The organism is Breznakiella homolactica (genome assembly GCF_016616095.2).
In the GTDB taxonomy this organism is placed as follows: Bacteria; Spirochaetota; Spirochaetia; order Treponematales; family Breznakiellaceae; genus Breznakiella; species Breznakiella homolactica.
In genome coordinates this window covers 2,575,926-2,590,161 of sequence record NZ_CP067089.2, presented here as the reverse complement: position 1 = coordinate 2,590,161, position 14,236 = coordinate 2,575,926, and the positions used below count along the sequence as shown (strand labels likewise).

Annotated in this window: 12 protein-coding genes and 1 tRNA gene; 5 read left to right on the top strand and 8 right to left on the bottom strand. The window is 52.7% G+C overall.

From position 1 onward, the window contains the following. Nucleotides 1-11: 11 nt before the first annotated feature. A complete protein-coding gene (locus tag JFL75_RS11710; protein WP_215626869.1) occupies nucleotides 12-863 on the top strand; it encodes a MurR/RpiR family transcriptional regulator in 852 nt (283 codons plus the stop codon). A 12-nt stretch (nucleotides 864-875) separates the two neighbouring features. Beyond that, entirely contained in the window at nucleotides 876-1,973 is a 1,098-nt protein-coding gene (locus JFL75_RS11705; RefSeq protein WP_215626868.1) for a Coenzyme F420 hydrogenase/dehydrogenase, beta subunit C-terminal domain, read from the top strand. Here JFL75_RS11705 and JFL75_RS11700 read toward each other — a convergent pair. The 4 genes from JFL75_RS11700 to JFL75_RS11685 form a co-directional block, all read right to left on the bottom strand. Continuing rightward, nucleotides 1,931-2,788 carry a metallophosphoesterase family protein gene (locus JFL75_RS11700; RefSeq protein ID WP_223292636.1) on the bottom strand — a complete coding sequence of 286 codons (858 nt, stop codon included), beginning with the start codon at nucleotides 2,786-2,788 and terminating at the stop codon, nucleotides 1,931-1,933. The two genes, JFL75_RS11705 and JFL75_RS11700, sit on opposite strands and share 43 nt — an antisense overlap. Beyond that, on the bottom strand, nucleotides 2,773-3,483 hold the full coding sequence (locus JFL75_RS11695; protein ID WP_215626867.1) for a hypothetical protein: 711 nt from the start codon (nucleotides 3,481-3,483) through the stop codon (nucleotides 2,773-2,775). The genes JFL75_RS11700 and JFL75_RS11695 overlap by 16 nt, the downstream gene beginning before the upstream one ends. A gap of 239 nt (nucleotides 3,484-3,722) precedes the next feature. Continuing rightward, the gene (locus JFL75_RS11690) at nucleotides 3,723-5,177 is read right to left on the bottom strand and encodes an FAD-dependent oxidoreductase (RefSeq protein WP_215626866.1); all 1,455 of its coding nucleotides are present in this window, start codon (nucleotides 5,175-5,177) and stop codon (nucleotides 3,723-3,725) included. A gap of 92 nt (nucleotides 5,178-5,269) precedes the next feature. Further along, complete coding sequence (locus JFL75_RS11685; protein WP_215626865.1) at nucleotides 5,270-6,022, bottom strand: glycogen-binding domain-containing protein; 753 nt, start codon at nucleotides 6,020-6,022, stop codon at nucleotides 5,270-5,272. 40 nt (nucleotides 6,023-6,062) lie between these two features. Between JFL75_RS11685 and flcA the strand changes: the two genes are divergently transcribed. Next, complete coding sequence (gene flcA, locus JFL75_RS11680) at nucleotides 6,063-9,746, top strand: periplasmic flagellar collar protein FlcA (RefSeq protein ID WP_223292635.1); 3,684 nt, start codon at nucleotides 6,063-6,065, stop codon at nucleotides 9,744-9,746. Nucleotides 9,747-9,843: 97 nt separating this feature from the next. Here flcA and JFL75_RS11675 read toward each other — a convergent pair whose 3' ends face one another. Both JFL75_RS11675 and JFL75_RS11670 read right to left on the bottom strand, forming a co-directional pair. After that, on the bottom strand, nucleotides 9,844-10,818 hold the full coding sequence (locus JFL75_RS11675) for a serine hydrolase domain-containing protein (RefSeq protein WP_215626864.1): 975 nt from the start codon (nucleotides 10,816-10,818) through the stop codon (nucleotides 9,844-9,846). A gap of 271 nt (nucleotides 10,819-11,089) precedes the next feature. Continuing rightward, a tRNA-Val gene (locus JFL75_RS11670) sits at nucleotides 11,090-11,161 on the bottom strand. Nucleotides 11,162-11,457: 296 nt separating this feature from the next. On the opposite strand from JFL75_RS11670, the gene JFL75_RS11665 reads away from it, so the two are divergent. Next, nucleotides 11,458-12,108 carry a diacylglycerol/polyprenol kinase family protein gene (locus JFL75_RS11665; protein WP_223292634.1) on the top strand — a complete coding sequence of 217 codons (651 nt, stop codon included), beginning with the start codon at nucleotides 11,458-11,460 and terminating at the stop codon, nucleotides 12,106-12,108. A gap of 4 nt (nucleotides 12,109-12,112) precedes the next feature. Here the strand turns inward: JFL75_RS11665 and JFL75_RS11660 are convergent, their stop codons facing one another. Continuing rightward, nucleotides 12,113-12,946 carry a DUF3631 domain-containing protein gene (locus JFL75_RS11660; RefSeq protein WP_215626863.1) on the bottom strand — a complete coding sequence of 278 codons (834 nt, stop codon included), beginning with the start codon at nucleotides 12,944-12,946 and terminating at the stop codon, nucleotides 12,113-12,115. A 128-nt stretch (nucleotides 12,947-13,074) separates the two neighbouring features. On the opposite strand from JFL75_RS11660, the gene JFL75_RS11655 reads away from it, so the two are divergent. Next, a complete protein-coding gene (locus tag JFL75_RS11655; protein WP_215626862.1) occupies nucleotides 13,075-13,782 on the top strand; it encodes a DUF2259 domain-containing protein in 708 nt (235 codons plus the stop codon). Nucleotides 13,783-13,785: 3 nt separating this feature from the next. Here JFL75_RS11655 and JFL75_RS11650 read toward each other — a convergent pair whose 3' ends face one another. Continuing rightward, entirely contained in the window at nucleotides 13,786-14,208 is a 423-nt protein-coding gene (locus JFL75_RS11650; protein ID WP_215626861.1) for a hypothetical protein, read from the bottom strand. Nucleotides 14,209-14,236: the final 28 nt, after the last annotated feature.

The following is a 14,236-nucleotide window of genomic DNA, read 5'->3' as shown; positions in this document are numbered from 1 at the left end:
GCAGGGGCGTTATGAATCAGACAATCGAAGAGCGGGCGAATCTTACGGATTTAACCAAAAAGGAACGGCTTGCGCTGGATTATATTATGAAGAACCTCGGTTCAGCCTGTTTTATGACCTCCGCTGAAATCGGGAAAAATCTGAATATCGGCGCGTCTTCGGTGGTCAGGCTAGCGAAAAAGCTCGGATTTGAAAACTATACCGCCCTGCGCCGGGCTCTGCAGAATGAGGTCACGGGAAACACTCCGCCGGGAAAATCAAAAACCCTTCCGTATAAAAAACTGGCTGGGAACCGCCATTTATCCGGCCGGCAGCTGCTGGCTTCTTATACCCAGAATGTAATCCGTCACATTCAAACGGACGCGAACCCGGCAACGGAGGATAAGATCTCCGAAACGGCCGATTCGATATTATCCGCGGAACGGGTTTTTATCGCCGGCTTCCGCGCCTGCGCGGGGTTTGCGTCGACCTTCAGAACCATGCTTGCCTGCTGCCGCCCGGATATTTATACCGTGGATCAGCAACCCATTGTTGATCAGCTGGTTGATCTGACAAGCCGGGATTTGCTCATCGCCATCTCCTTTTCACGGTATTCCCGGGACACTCTTTTTGCGGTGCGCATGGCTAAGGACAGTTCTTCCCGCATTGTGGTTATGACCGACAGCTATGCCGCACCCCTCGCGGAATACGCCGACACTATTGTAATCAACAGTGCGGACAACTTCAGCTTTTTTAATGCCTACACCAGCTTTGTGATGAATATGGAAAAAATCGTGCTCCTTGTAGGCCATCGGAGTATGAAAAAAACACAGCAGCGCCTTAAGCGCATGGAGCGGTATTTGGAAGAAACTAATCAGTATTAGGCGGGAAATGAAATGGAATCGGTTTTTTCTAAAAAACACAGCTGCTCCGGCTGCGGCGCGTGTGAGAGTATCTGCCCGGCGGCTGCCATCACCATGCTTCCGGACGAAGAAGGTTTTCTCTATCCTCTGATAAACCGGACTGCCTGTGTCGGCTGCGGAAAATGCGTTGTCCTCTGTCCCTTCCGGAAGAAAGATCATTATAAGTCTGAAGCCGAGCCCTCATGTTACGCGCTGCGCCATAAGTCCGCGGAAGTATTAAAGCAGTCAACCTCAGGCGGTGCCTTTACGGCGTTTTCCGACAGTGTCCTGGCTTTGGGGGGCATTGTGTACGGCGCTGTCTTTGACGGAGATCTGCGGGTAGTGCACAGGCGGGCAAGTACTCCGGAAGAGAGGAATGCCATGCGGTTTTCAAAATACGTACAGAGTGATCTCCGCGGTATCTGCCGCGATATCGGAAATGATCTCGCGGCGGGTAAAAAGGTACTCTTCACCGGAACCCCGTGCCAGTCCGCGGGAATACGCGCGGTATTCCCGGCGGACAGCAATTTATTTCTCTGTGATGTCATCTGCCACAGTGTCCCGAGTCCCCGTGTCTGGGAAGACTACAAGAAACTGCTGGAAACAGAATGCCGCGGAAAACTGTCCTGGGTTCAGTTCCGTTCAAAAAAATACCCCTGGAACCGGGCGAACTCCAATAAAGGATTCCTGTATAAAATATCCGGGGAAGATGATGACAGGGGAGATGACCGTTTTTATACACTCTTTATTAATGGGAACGCCATTGTCCGTCCCAGCTGTTACCGCTGCCCCTTTGCCGATATAAAACGGACCTCCGATATAACCATGGCTGATTATTTTGGCATCGAGAAATCAGCACCGAACTTTTATGATCCCCTGGGGGTTTCGCTTGTGCTGGTAAATACACCCCAAGGCAAAAACCTGCTCGGGCTGTCGGCTGCCGCGGCTTCCCTGGAAGAACGCCCTGTCTGCGAAGCCCTTTCGCTTCAGCAGCGGTTATCCGCTCCCGGACCAGAGCCGCCTGACCGGAAGGACTTCTGGAAGCAGTATCATGAAGCGGGATTGTCCGCTGTAATTGTGCGGAATTCATAAGAGACCCCTTCCGGAGAAACCCTGACCCGGCAGTATGTGCCTTCCGACCGGAAATCCTCCAGAGTCACGTAGCGTACTCCGCCCGCTTCCCTGAGTATTCTTCTGTGGACGTGCCCGGAAAACATGGCCGTACACCGGTTTTCAAGAAGCGCCATAAAACGGGCCCGTTCCCTGATATCGGTGATTTGCTGCAGGCAGTCGGAACCGTCGGTAAACAGGTTGGTATGGGTAAAAACAAAGGTGTTTTTGCCGGCCGCCGCGAGCTGGCCCTCCAGCCAGTCGAGCTGGTTCGCGCCGAAGGACGCGTTGGCGGAATCCAGAACGATCAAGGTGGTATCTCCTGCGTCTATCCGGTATATGGAAGATCCTATCAATTCTTTCCAGACCTCCCAGTTCCCGAAATATACATCGTGATTTCCGATCACCGGAAAACACGGAACAGGAAATGTTCCGGCTATTTCTATAAACCGTTCGAGTTCCTGCCGTTCCCCGGATTGGGTAATGTCCCCGGTAATTACCATGAAGGCGTCGTTGTTTTCCTCCAGAATCGGGCCGAGCTGTTCCAGTTTCCAGGCATTTGTTCCCGTTATGTGGACATCGGTCAGTACGACAAACGAATAGGAACTTCCCAGGGAAATGTTTCTTTCGGCTTCCGCCGGAAAAACGAAAACATTCCGGTACGACTCCCGTTCGCTGCTGTCCCCGGCGGAGACGAGCCCGAAAAGATCGTTTGAGCAGGAAATTGCCGGGACCGCCGCCGCCAAAACGATTACCGGAACCATCCGCCGCAGTTTCTTCATTAATTTTGAAAACAAAATACCACCCCTCCTTTTAATGCGGTGCCGTAATTATTTGAAGCCAGGGCAATGCTTCCCGTCTGGTATAATTCCATGCCTCCGGAAATCGAGATTCGTCGGGATACCGGTACGGAATATGAAAAGCCCAGACTGTAGGATCCTAAGTTGCCGCAGAAAAAATCGGATACGTTGCCGATGTGTACGGAGAAATTTCCCCGGTCTGAATCAATCAGTTTTATTCCCGCCCGGTAGGCAAAATTCCGTTCCGCCAGGGTATCCTCAGAACCAAAAACCGTCACGCGGAAGCAGTAGCCCAGGACCGCCTCAATCCGCCACAGTCTGAGGCGGACCGCGGGTATCACCGAATGGATCCTGGTATTGTAGCCGGGGTAGGTGTTAAAGATGTACGCAGCGTGGAACGATAGGTTGGGAAAAAAGGGAAGTCCCGCGCCTGCCCGGGCGAAAACATCGGCGGCGGAGGTCCCTTCCTGTCCCAAGGCGGCGCCGCCGCTGAATTCCAGCAGTTTGTTCAGTTCCAGGGTTCCCTTGGCCGTGATGTTCCAGCAATACCCCAGGCTCCTGTTTATTTCGGGAACGACGGCTATTTCCGCCGCGGCGCCGGAAATATACGGCTTTGGATATACCCGGATGGCCCCCGAAAGGATCATTGCCGGAACAAACAGGAGCAGTGCCTTATGGCTGATAGTCATCATTTTCCTCTTTTTTGTGAGCGAACAGTTCGTTCGATTATATGACATTCTCTGTCCGCAGAATGTAAAAGATTCACGATATTACGAGCGAATCATTCATTCGAATTTAACGGATAATGGTGAGGCTGTCAAGTTTCCGGACGTAATTTTTAAAAAAAGGGAAATAATCTCCGCGGGATAATAAACCGGGCGGTCGAATAAAAAAGGTTCATCCGGGGATGAACCTTTTTCAGTTTTTGGAATTAGTACGCTGCCGCCTGCTGGCCGGCGATTTTTCCCAGAACCAGCGCCTGGAGCAGGCCGTTTCCGGACATGTAGCCGGGGCCGCCGGTGCTGGAGAATCCCTCGGTGACACCGCCGCCGGCGTACAATCCGGGAATCACGGTGTTGTCGTCTTTGAGAACCCGGGTGCTGAGGTCAATGGTAAGACCGCCCTGGGTGTGCCGGAAATCTCCGGTGACTTTTACCGCGTAGTAGGGCGGTTTATAGCTCTGTTTCGGCAGCATTACCCGGTCGAGGTAATCCATACCTTTCGTAATACCCGCGTTGAGCAGGTCGATTTCCTTCAGCAGCCGGGAGGAATTAACCGAAAGGGCTCCGGCCATTTCCTGGATCGAATTCGCTTTGATCAGGATACCGTCTTTTTCCCACTGGTTGACCAGATTCCGCTGGGCCGCGGCGATGTTGTCATCCCAAAGCATGTACGCAAAGGCGCCTTTCTGGTTGACGATGGTTGCGGCCAGATTTGAATAACCGGCGAATTCATCGGTAAAGCGCCAGCCGTCGCTGTTTACCATAATACCGCCGGCATTGAGGATGCTCTGGCCGAGGCCTTTCTTGCTTTCAAAGCTGATGGGCGCGTAGCCCTGGTATGAGCTCATGTTGCGGACCCCCGCTCCGAGCCCGAGTCCCCACAGAATCCCTTCGCCGGTGGCGCCGGGGGCAACCAGGGGGTACGCGTTGGCAATGGAAGGTGTGTATTTTTCCACCATTTCCCGGTTGGCCGCGAAGCCGCTGGTGGCCAGGATAACCGCCTTGGCGTTGATGCGGAGGTTTTCTTTGGTCCTGTTGTCCGTGGCGCTTACGCCGGTTACTTCACCTTTGGCGTTGGAAATAAGTCCGGTGCCGGGGGTGTTGAGCATAACCGTGATGTTGGGGCTGGCGTTAACCGCGTCGGACAGGGCTTTTACGAGGCCCGCTCCGGCATCTTTGGATACATGCATGCGGTAAGCGCTCTGGCCGTTGTAGAGCAGGTTGGTTTCAAGTTCCCACTGGACACCCTGCTTTTCGGACCATTCAATATATTCTTTGGCGTTGTCCGCCACCAGGTTAACCAGGTCTATGCGCTGGCTCCAGTCTCCGGGGCGGAGTATATCGATGGCAAGAGCGGTAGGGCTGTCCTCAATACCCAGAGCCGCCTGCTGTTTCGTGCCGGCGGCGGGTACTTTTCCCGCGGACATAGCGGTTGCCCCGCCGAGGTATCCCATTTTTTCCAGCAAAATGACTTTTTTGCCCTGTTCCGCCGCGGCCAGAGCCGCGCTGAGGCCGGTTCCGCCTCCGCCTACAATAACGATATCGGTTTCAACTGTCCGGGCGTTTTTAAGGTTTTCACCGCCGGAACCGGATGATGTGGCACATCCGATAACGGCTGCCAGGGCGGCAGCGCAGATCATTAAGAATGCTGCGGTTTTTTTCATATTTCCTCCTGAAATTATTTTTTATATTTTAGAGTATTTTTATAGTGTATGACAACTGAGTACCTATAATCCCGGTACGGCGCCGGCGGAACCTAATTGACCCGTATCTCGGAAGCCGCGGTTCCCTCCCGGGTAAATACCGTATTGGGGTTGCCCGGATCGGGGACACGGCGGCCCCGGTGGAAAAATACATACTGGTAGGTTCCCGGGGGAACCGGAAGCGTAAGGGTATAATATCCCGGCGATGTTTCCCGGAGTTCATACATAAAAGGATCCCAGCCGTTAAAACTCCCCGCCACGGTGACGGCTTCCCCCGAAGGGGCGGAATAGATGAACCGGAGATGGCCCGGAGGGGCGTCAAAGATGGAATCAACTTTCCGCAGCGCCGGCAGCTCCAGAACAGAAAGGGTCAGCCCCGTGCCGGAATCCAGCTTTGTCCGCGGGTTCATGGGATCGGTGGTCCAGAGCCCGTTGATAATGAGCCGGTATTCAAGCTGTGACAATCCCTCTGGAAAATTAAAAACATGAAAGAGAAAGCCCGAATCGACTTCGGTGATCCGGGGCGGCTTCGGGGGTGTTTCGGTATTCCCGGATTGGGGAATTTCTCCGGAAACCATGAGGTTCCGGAACCAGTAGATTTTTGAGAACCCTTCGTGGGCAAAGGTAATTCCCACCCGCCGGTATGAGGAGGGCACGGTAAAAATAACAGCGTCTTCATAGATTTCCGGCGCCTTTGGTCCGGAAATCGACAAAAGGTGATCAATAAATTGATAAGATTCTGTATCTACCGCGCTGATATTACCGATAATAAGCAATAAGAGCATCAGACAATTAAAGTACTTCATGTTCTTTACAATTATCGGTTGATGCTTCAATATCTTAATTATGCCGACAAGAAAAGCGCTTGAAGAGTTTAAATCCTCTTTCCGGGACATCGGTGACGAAGCCATGGTCATGGCCGAGCGCGGCATACCCTTAAACGATCTCGATCTTCCCAGCAGCGATCCGGCGTCGGACCCCTTTGCGGACCGCAAGTCCGGTTCCGCCGCCATGCCCGGCCCGGGGTTTATCAATTTCGACGATCCCGGGGACAGCGGTTTTTCGGATTCCGGGGCGGATTCACCGGGGACCGGCGGCAGTGATTTTGACGGATTCGGCGATTTTACCGGAAACACCGGCGATGATGACGGTTCCGGCCTCGATTTCGGGGCATTTCTGGATACAATCCCCGACGATCTGTCGGTCCCGGAAAACGATATTTCCGGTGATTTTGATTTTTCCGGCAGCGATATTGATTCCGGGGCCGCGGGAGAAGACGCCGCGCCGGATGATCCCGATGACTTCAATATACTTGATAATCTCCTCGATGGTTTTGCGGATGAAATAGAAGCTGAACGCGCGAACGCCGGGGAAAGCGATTCCCCTGCGGTTTCCTTTGAGGATATCACCGGCGGCGATACCTTTTCCGGGGATGATTATTCCATTCCCGACTTCGACGGTGAATCCGCGGATGCCGGTGATATGTCCGCCGGATTCGATGATTCCGATGATTTTTCCATACCCGATTTCGGTTCCGGTGAAGATACGGAAGGCGGACTGCCGGAAGAATCCGTTTTCGGCGGCCAATCCGGCGGCGCGGAGGATGCCGAAATTCTGGACACTTCAGGGGATACCGGGTCCGGGGACGATCCCGCGGGGTTTGATGACTTCGGAGATTTCAGCATTCCCGAGGAATCGGAACTTCCCGAAGCCGGCGATACCTTTGCGGAAGATTCCCAGCCGGAAGAGGGCCTTCCGGATTTCACCGATAATCCCCTGGATCTTCCGGAGGATGAAATGTTCTCCCTGTTTTCCGAGGCGCCCGCTGATCCTCCTCCGGCGGAGGAGGATTCCCCGGACACGCCAGAGCCGGAAGCGGAGGATAGTTCCGATTTTTCCATCCCCGACTTTGACGGTACTTTCCCGGACATGGATGAATCCGCCGGCAGTGATTCCGTGGACATGGATCTCGGCGGAGAAGCGGATGACGGACTTCCGGAGGAAATGCCGCCGGCGGATGACGGGCCCTTGGAGGAAAGTTCCTCCGCCGACAGTTTCGATGATTTTTCCATTCCCGATTTTGACGCCGATTTCAGCGGGGATATCCAGCAGGGTATAACCGGCGAGGAAGGAACCGCCGCGGATGGGGATGGTTCAGCTGCCGATGAGGCCGGCGGGGATGCTCTGGATCTGGGCGGGGAATTTTTTGAGGAGCCCGGCGGCGGGGAAACCCCGGACGCGGATCCTTTTGACAGTTTCAGCCTGGACGGGGATTCCCTGGGAATGGACTTTAATATTCCCGACTCCGATCTGAACCTCGATGATAGTACCTTCGGCGATGTTGGCCGTCTTGAGGAATTTTCCCTTCCCGGTATTGATGATGTATTCGGCGGCGAAGAGCCCGGAAGGCCCCAGGGGGCCGGACCGGCGGCGGGAGGCGGAGTATCAGGCGGCGGCGAAGAGGTTGAGGAGATACAGCTTTCAGGCAGTGACCTGGAAAAACTGGAGAAAACCCTCGCGTCCTATCCCTTAAACCTGCGTATCGCCGTGGAAGAACTCATCGCGGAGCAGGCGGTTTCTCCGGATCTGATGTCCGCCCTGGTCAAAAAACTCGTCGCAGGGGCAGGACCAAAGGAAACCGCCTCCCTGGCGGGCAAAATCCTGGGCCGGAGCATTCCCATTCCCAAGGGGTTTGAGAAGAAAACCGGCGAAGAGCTTGAAGCGGAACAGTCCAGCTTTGGGTATATTTTCGTCCATAACTTTCTGCCGGTGCTGCGGATTTTCCTGGCCGTTGGTATTGTGGCAGTTTCACTTTTCTACCTTATATACCAGTTTGTCTATACGCCTCTCCGGGCAAATGCCATGTACCAGCGGGGATATGAGCGGATTGAAGCCGGGCAGTACGCCCGGGCCAACGAGAATTTCCTGGAAGCCCTGCGGATCCGCAGGATGAAGAAGTGGTTCTTCAGTTACGCCATAGGGTTCAGGGACGCCCGGCAGTACCTGTACGCGGAACAGAAATACGATGAGCTCCTCCGGTATTATCCCCGGGACAAGGAAGGCGCCCTGGCGTACGCGGATCTTGAAACGAATTACCTCCGGAATTTTGAAAAAGCCGACCGGATCCTCAGGACCAATATTCTCAATTATTCCGTGGATGACCGGGAAGGGCTTCTGGCGCTGGGGGACAACAACCTTGCCTGGGGCGAGGTCGACCCATCCCGGTATGAGGAAGCCCGGCGCGCCTATGCCCGCCTTATGGAAGCCTACGGGGAAAAGGATGAGTACCTCGAACGGATGATGAAATACTTTATCCGCACCGACCAGCTCGGCGAGGTTCTCCCCCTGCAGGTTCATTTTATGAGTTCCCCCAGGACAAAGATCTCCGTATCCGGCCTCAGCGAGCTGGGGGGATATCTCCTGGACAAACGGTTTGAAGAAGTGCGGGGTGTCCCGGATGAGAATCTCAGCCGGATAGAGGGGATCAGGGATATCCTTCTCCGGGCGGTCGGTTTGGATCCCGCGTACCCGGAAGCCCATTACCACCTTTCCCGGTATTACAGCCGCTTCGGCAACAGCATGGAGGAACGGCAGACCCTGGAAAACGCCATCCGGTATTTTGATATTTCCCCGGAACTGTCTCCCCAGCGGGTATCCTACAGAATCAACGCCCAGCAGCGGTACGCCTGGCTGTTAACCAGCGCCGGAGAATTTTTCCCCGCCGAGGAACAGCTCATCAAGGGCATTGATATTTATGAAGACGCGGTCCGCCGGCGGGTGCTGTCCCGGGCGCCGGAGTTCGGCAGGCTGTACGCCGACCTCGGGGATCTTGAATATTTTACGAAAGACGGAAATATGGAACGGGCCATCCTCTATTACCGGGAATCACGGCAGAACGGATGGGCGCCGCCGGAAATGCTGTACCGCCTCGGTTCCGCGTATTACCATACGGAACAGTGGGCGCCTTCCCTGGAGAATTTCTTCGAAGCTTCATCGTCGCTGCCGCTGAACCGGCGGCTGCTGTACGCATTGGGCAATACCTCATATCTCCGGGGCAACTATTTTGCTGCCCAGGGATATTTCAACCGGCTTCTGGATATGCTCGAAGCCGAACGGTCCCGGTTCCCCATGCTCCTGCCCCATGACCGGCCGGAGCACATGGAACTGGCGGAACGCCTGATGGTCGCCCGGAACAACCTCGGGGTAACCTTGGAAGCCCTGGCGGACCGGACCGGCGATCCCGGATACCGGTCCCGGGCCATGGCGCTGTACGTTGAATCGGCCCGTGCCTGGGATGCCCTGACCAGAAATCCCGATACCATGATCCGTATGGGCGCCGCGGATCTTTCCGGCCCCGGCGTAAATCAGGCGTACCTCAACTCCCGGAATACCCTGTATCCCGAACAGGGGTATGAGCCTCAGATCTACACCCAGATTGACAAGGATGTGATTGAACCGTCTATATGGGAAAAGCTCGCCCCTCCGTCCACGGGCCTTTCCGGGGATATTCCCTTCCAGGTTCGGGAGTAGCCGGCGGCGGCCAGCGTGCATTTTGGCGCAGATAAAGCCGCTTTATCCGCACTCTGCTGATTCTGGTCCTCTTGTAAACTAAAATGGAGATTCAGGATTAGTCCGCAAATAGCGGCTCGATATATTCCGTAATAAGTCCAATTCTGTCTTTCGCGTCAGGCGCAAAGAGAGCGGCAATAGAAATTACCATATTTTTCCTTGTATTTATATAAATTACATTGCCTCCGTCGCCCATGGCGGCGTAAATATGTTCCTTCTCGTCAATGATCCACCACAGAAAACCATAGGACAAATCACCCCATCGGCTCTGTGTCCGTGTGCTTTCAGCCACCCACCAAGCCGGTACAACCTGCTTTCCATACCACTTGCCGCCATCTAAATATAGCTGGCCGATTTTTGTCATGTCAGAGGGTGTCAGGAAAAGTCCCCAGCCTGCCGGGTTTATCCCCTGAGGGTCAGCAGCCCAGCCGCTGGTGTTTTTGTCGGTCATGGCGGCAATATGCTCTTCTTTAGTGCGCAGTTCCACATTACCCGGCACAGTGATTCCAAGGGGCGAGAAAAAGTTTTCCGCGGCGAAATCAAGGATTGAACCGCCGGCTGCTTTTGCCAATACTCCGGAAAGGATATGCGTTCCCACAATGGCCGAGTAAACAAATTCACCGGTTTTTTCTTTTCCGCCCAATTGGGCAAGCGCAAAGTTCATCCAATTCTCACTCATAAAAAACGCTTCATAGGGTTCCGAATCATACTTGTACGGAGCCGTCATGGTCAGCATGTCCCGGATCGTAACGTGCTGTATCGTTTCTTCTCCTTCGGAAATCAAGCAGTCAGGAAAAAATTCCAGCACCGTCTGATCGATACTTTTTATATACCCTTTATCAATGGCGATCCCAATGAGTGCGGAAAAAACGCTTTTGGTTACCGAATATACGTGGGTGGCGTTGTTGGCTGCATACCCATTAAAGTAGTTTTCATACAGTGGTTTTCCGTTTTTCTGTACGGCAATACACACAGTGTTGCTGTATTCACTGTCAATTATCTGTTCGAGCTGTGTAATTTTTTTTTGATCCATGTTCTGCGATTTCCTCCGGTTAACTTTTTTAGGTCAATCTCAAAACAAAGATAGATTCATTAAAAATTGATTGCAAGAAATATTTTGATAAAGAATAATTATTGGAAGACAGCCCATATTATGTTGATTTCAATCTGTAATCCTGGGGTGTTTAGGAGGACTTTGAACTTTTAGGATTTGAAAAAATTATATCAGTCGGTTTTTATTCGTGTTACGCCGTCCGTTCTTCTCGGGTGGACTTAATTCACTATACAATAAATAGTCAGCGCAATGGACGATACTGGATTTGAACCAGTGACTTCTACCGTGTGAAGGTAGCACTCTCCCGCTGAGTTAATCGTCCGAAAATCTGAAGCAATACTACCACCGGGAAAAAATCCTGTCAAGGATTGGGTTTTTTGGGCTGAAATACCAATCCCCGAGGCGCTTTTTCCTCCATGCTGCTCTGTTTTTTGCACGGACGCGGACGCATAGTAATATATGAATAATTCCGCGTATGATTTTTTATACATTTTCTTCAGCCTCCGAGACGGTAGAAAATGGCCAGTTTATAATTCATTATTTTATAATGAATTATATCCGCTTTTTTGTTTTGTCATTCTGCTTTTTAAATGGCACGGAATTTGCTATAATATATATATGAATAAATTTGCTATTGATTACAGAAACCAGATTTTTGCTCTTCCCGGTATCGGAGCCGCATCCGCCGCCGTTCAGGAAATAAAGACTGAATTAATCAGAAAATCCATACATTTACTTATTGCCTTAACCCCGACCATGGCGGCTATTAACCGTCCTGTTACGGTTCTTCTCCTCATGCTGGGGACGGTTTCCTATGCGTTTATGGAACACCTCCGGCTTTCCGGCGTCCATATACCGGTTATTTCTTCGGTCACCGCTATGGCGTCCCGTTCAAGGGATCAGGGCCGCTTTGTTCTCGGTCCCGTTACTCTCGGCCTGGGCGCGCTTCTGGCGCTGCTTCTGTACCCGTCCCCCGCCGCTGCCATAGCTATTTACGCCCTGGCGTTCGGCGACGGTCTCGCCAGCCTTATCGGCAAAATATTCGGAAGCATCCGTCCCGCGTTCCTTATGGGCAAAAGCGTGGAAGGATCCCTGGCCTGTTTCACGGCGGTTTTTTTCGCCGCGTATCATATATCAGCGGATTTCCGGATTGCCTTTTTCGCGGCCATAACCGCCGCACTGGTAGAAGCTCTTCCGCTGAATGACTACGATAATATCGCGCTTCCCCTGTCCGTCGGCTTTGTCGTTCAGCTTCTTATGATCGTATAATACATTACAGCCACAGATACACCTGGTGTATCCTCGTGCAGGTGAGCCATGTGCCCGCCGCGAGCATGGCAATCGCCAGAGGCAGCGGCGGCCAGGTATCCGCGGTAAGCAGTACATTCCTTCCAATATAAACCAGCAGTGACCCGATTCCTATAAAGGTATATTCCTTTGATCCCCTGGAATAAGCTGCAATAAAGAAACTCAGTATGGTGATAAAGCCGATTCCGGCTTCGGCCAGGGTGAACATGGATGAATAGCCGGTGGTTACGGTAAAACTCGTATCCCAGGAAAGGCCGTCAATGGGTATGCCAATTGCAATGAGCATGGTGATGACAAAAGAAATGAGGATAACCGTGCCCTGCTTCTGTATATCCAAACCCGCGGCGTACACACTGGCGGCAAAAAGCGACAAAAGTCCGAAATACCGGCCAAAATAGAGAACCCGTCCTGTCATGATAAGGTACACGTGGGGAAGTTCCAGAACTGAAAACAAAGGGACCGCCGTACGCATGACCTCCGCGGTAAAGGAAAGCACAAACAGCGAAAAGAAAAGAATCTCCGAGGATTGGGTTTTCTCAAAGAAGTAAAAAATCAGAATGGTGGTTGCCAGGGAATAGGTACACGCAAGGATCATGGAAATATAGGGAACATACGGAGACGGATCAAGCAGCCGGATCATAAGCGGCTGGAGAATTCCCGAAGCCCGCCGTGCGGCGCCTGCTGTAATTTCCCCGAAGGAGGGGACAATCATCACCGACAATGCCAGTACCGCCAGAAACATGAGGGCGGAAAGGGCAATACCAAACACAAACAGCCGGTTTCGTTGCAGCAGGGTCATACTATAAGCATAGCCTATCAGACTTGGTTGACTCAAGGGTTGGCTGGGGACTTTGCGGTTCAAATATTTACGGTACTGAGCCTCAAGAGTTCAAGGTAAAAACCGATATTAAAGAGGAGGAGAACCGTATGTCTAAAAGGAAATTCTTCATTTTTATAATAGTAACCTCTCTTTTCAGTGCAGCTTGCCTGTGGGCGGGTGATGCCGCGTCCTTTGTCGATCTGGGCTTTTCTCCGGACGGAAAAGTGTATATGTTCGCCCAATACGGAATTGAATCGAAAACCCTGCGGCCGTGGGCCGATTTATACGTTGTGGATGTGCCTAAGAACAATTTTGTTTCCGGCGGCCGGATTTCCTATGTCCACAGCACGCCGGTGGTATCGGGCCAGGATGGGTCCGGAGCCCTGTACCGGCTCATCGCCCGCAACGCGTCCCTGGCCGAACGGTACGGGGTGGATTTCCTGTTCCAGGGGCAGCCGCTGTATGTTGCCCTCAATACCGGATCCCGGGACGGGAACAGCGGGGAGACCATTGAATTCAGGGATTTTGAATCCGGAAGTTCCTACAAGGCGACACTTATTCCCTATGTGGAAGGTCTCGGCCCTAATTTAAAATCTTCCTTCTATATCAATGTTGAAAGAACCGCTTCAAACGGTACGAAATCATCCTATATCGTCGGAACGCCCCAGCTTAAGCGGCCGATGATTTCTTCATACCATATCCATAAAGCGATGATAGCGCCCAGGGACGGTTCCCTGATTTTTGTGGTGGAAATGCGTAAAATCAGCGACGACGGCCACGATATCCGGTATATGGTGGAAGCCCTGCGGCTGTAGCCGTTACCGGATAATCTCCCTGAAAACCTGGGTGACCGGTCCTCCTCCTTCGTATAAGTACCGGAGGTAGAGCCTGGTTCCCAGGCTTTTTTTTTGCCAGAGCGCTTCTTTCTGCACTTCTATGGCCATGCGGATAAAATCATCCCTGTCCAGAACCATCCGGGTCTGGGAAAAGAAATACAGTCCCCCGGGGATTTCAGCCAATGGTCCGGCTGCTTCTGTTCCGGTACTCCTGCCTATCCATTCGGGGGCGCCAATATAGTGTTCTTCCGAAGGTTCTATGGTATACGCCTGTTCGGGAAAAACCGTAAAACTGTGCACGGTTTCACCGGAATCCCGGGAATATTCGAATGGTCGCATTTTTGCGTCCCTGGCATAAACCAGGGGGGAACGGAGATCCAGGGTAAAATAATCAAGGGGAATCATACCCGGGATAATACATAAAAAAGCATGA

Bases quoted from the DNA above. Each gene is read 5' to 3' on its own strand.
- JFL75_RS11710 (WP_215626869.1), top strand. From the start codon at position 12: ATGAATCAGACAATCGAAGAGCGGGCGAATCTTACGGATTTAACCAAA.
- JFL75_RS11705 (WP_215626868.1), top strand. From the start codon at position 876: ATGGAATCGGTTTTTTCTAAAAAACACAGCTGCTCCGGCTGCGGCGCG.
- JFL75_RS11695 (WP_215626867.1), bottom strand. From the start codon at position 3,483: ATGATGACTATCAGCCATAAGGCACTGCTCCTGTTTGTTCCGGCAATG.
- JFL75_RS11690 (WP_215626866.1), bottom strand. From the start codon at position 5,177: ATGAAAAAAACCGCAGCATTCTTAATGATCTGCGCTGCCGCCCTGGCA.
- JFL75_RS11685 (WP_215626865.1), bottom strand. From the start codon at position 6,022: ATGAAGTACTTTAATTGTCTGATGCTCTTATTGCTTATTATCGGTAAT.
- flcA (WP_223292635.1), top strand. From the start codon at position 6,063: ATGCCGACAAGAAAAGCGCTTGAAGAGTTTAAATCCTCTTTCCGGGAC.
- JFL75_RS11675 (WP_215626864.1), bottom strand. From the start codon at position 10,818: ATGGATCAAAAAAAAATTACACAGCTCGAACAGATAATTGACAGTGAA.
- JFL75_RS11665 (WP_223292634.1), top strand. From the start codon at position 11,458: ATGAATAAATTTGCTATTGATTACAGAAACCAGATTTTTGCTCTTCCC.
- JFL75_RS11660 (WP_215626863.1), bottom strand. From the start codon at position 12,946: ATGACCCTGCTGCAACGAAACCGGCTGTTTGTGTTTGGTATTGCCCTT.
- JFL75_RS11655 (WP_215626862.1), top strand. From the start codon at position 13,075: ATGTCTAAAAGGAAATTCTTCATTTTTATAATAGTAACCTCTCTTTTC.
- JFL75_RS11650 (WP_215626861.1), bottom strand. From the start codon at position 14,208: ATGATTCCCCTTGATTATTTTACCCTGGATCTCCGTTCCCCCCTGGTT.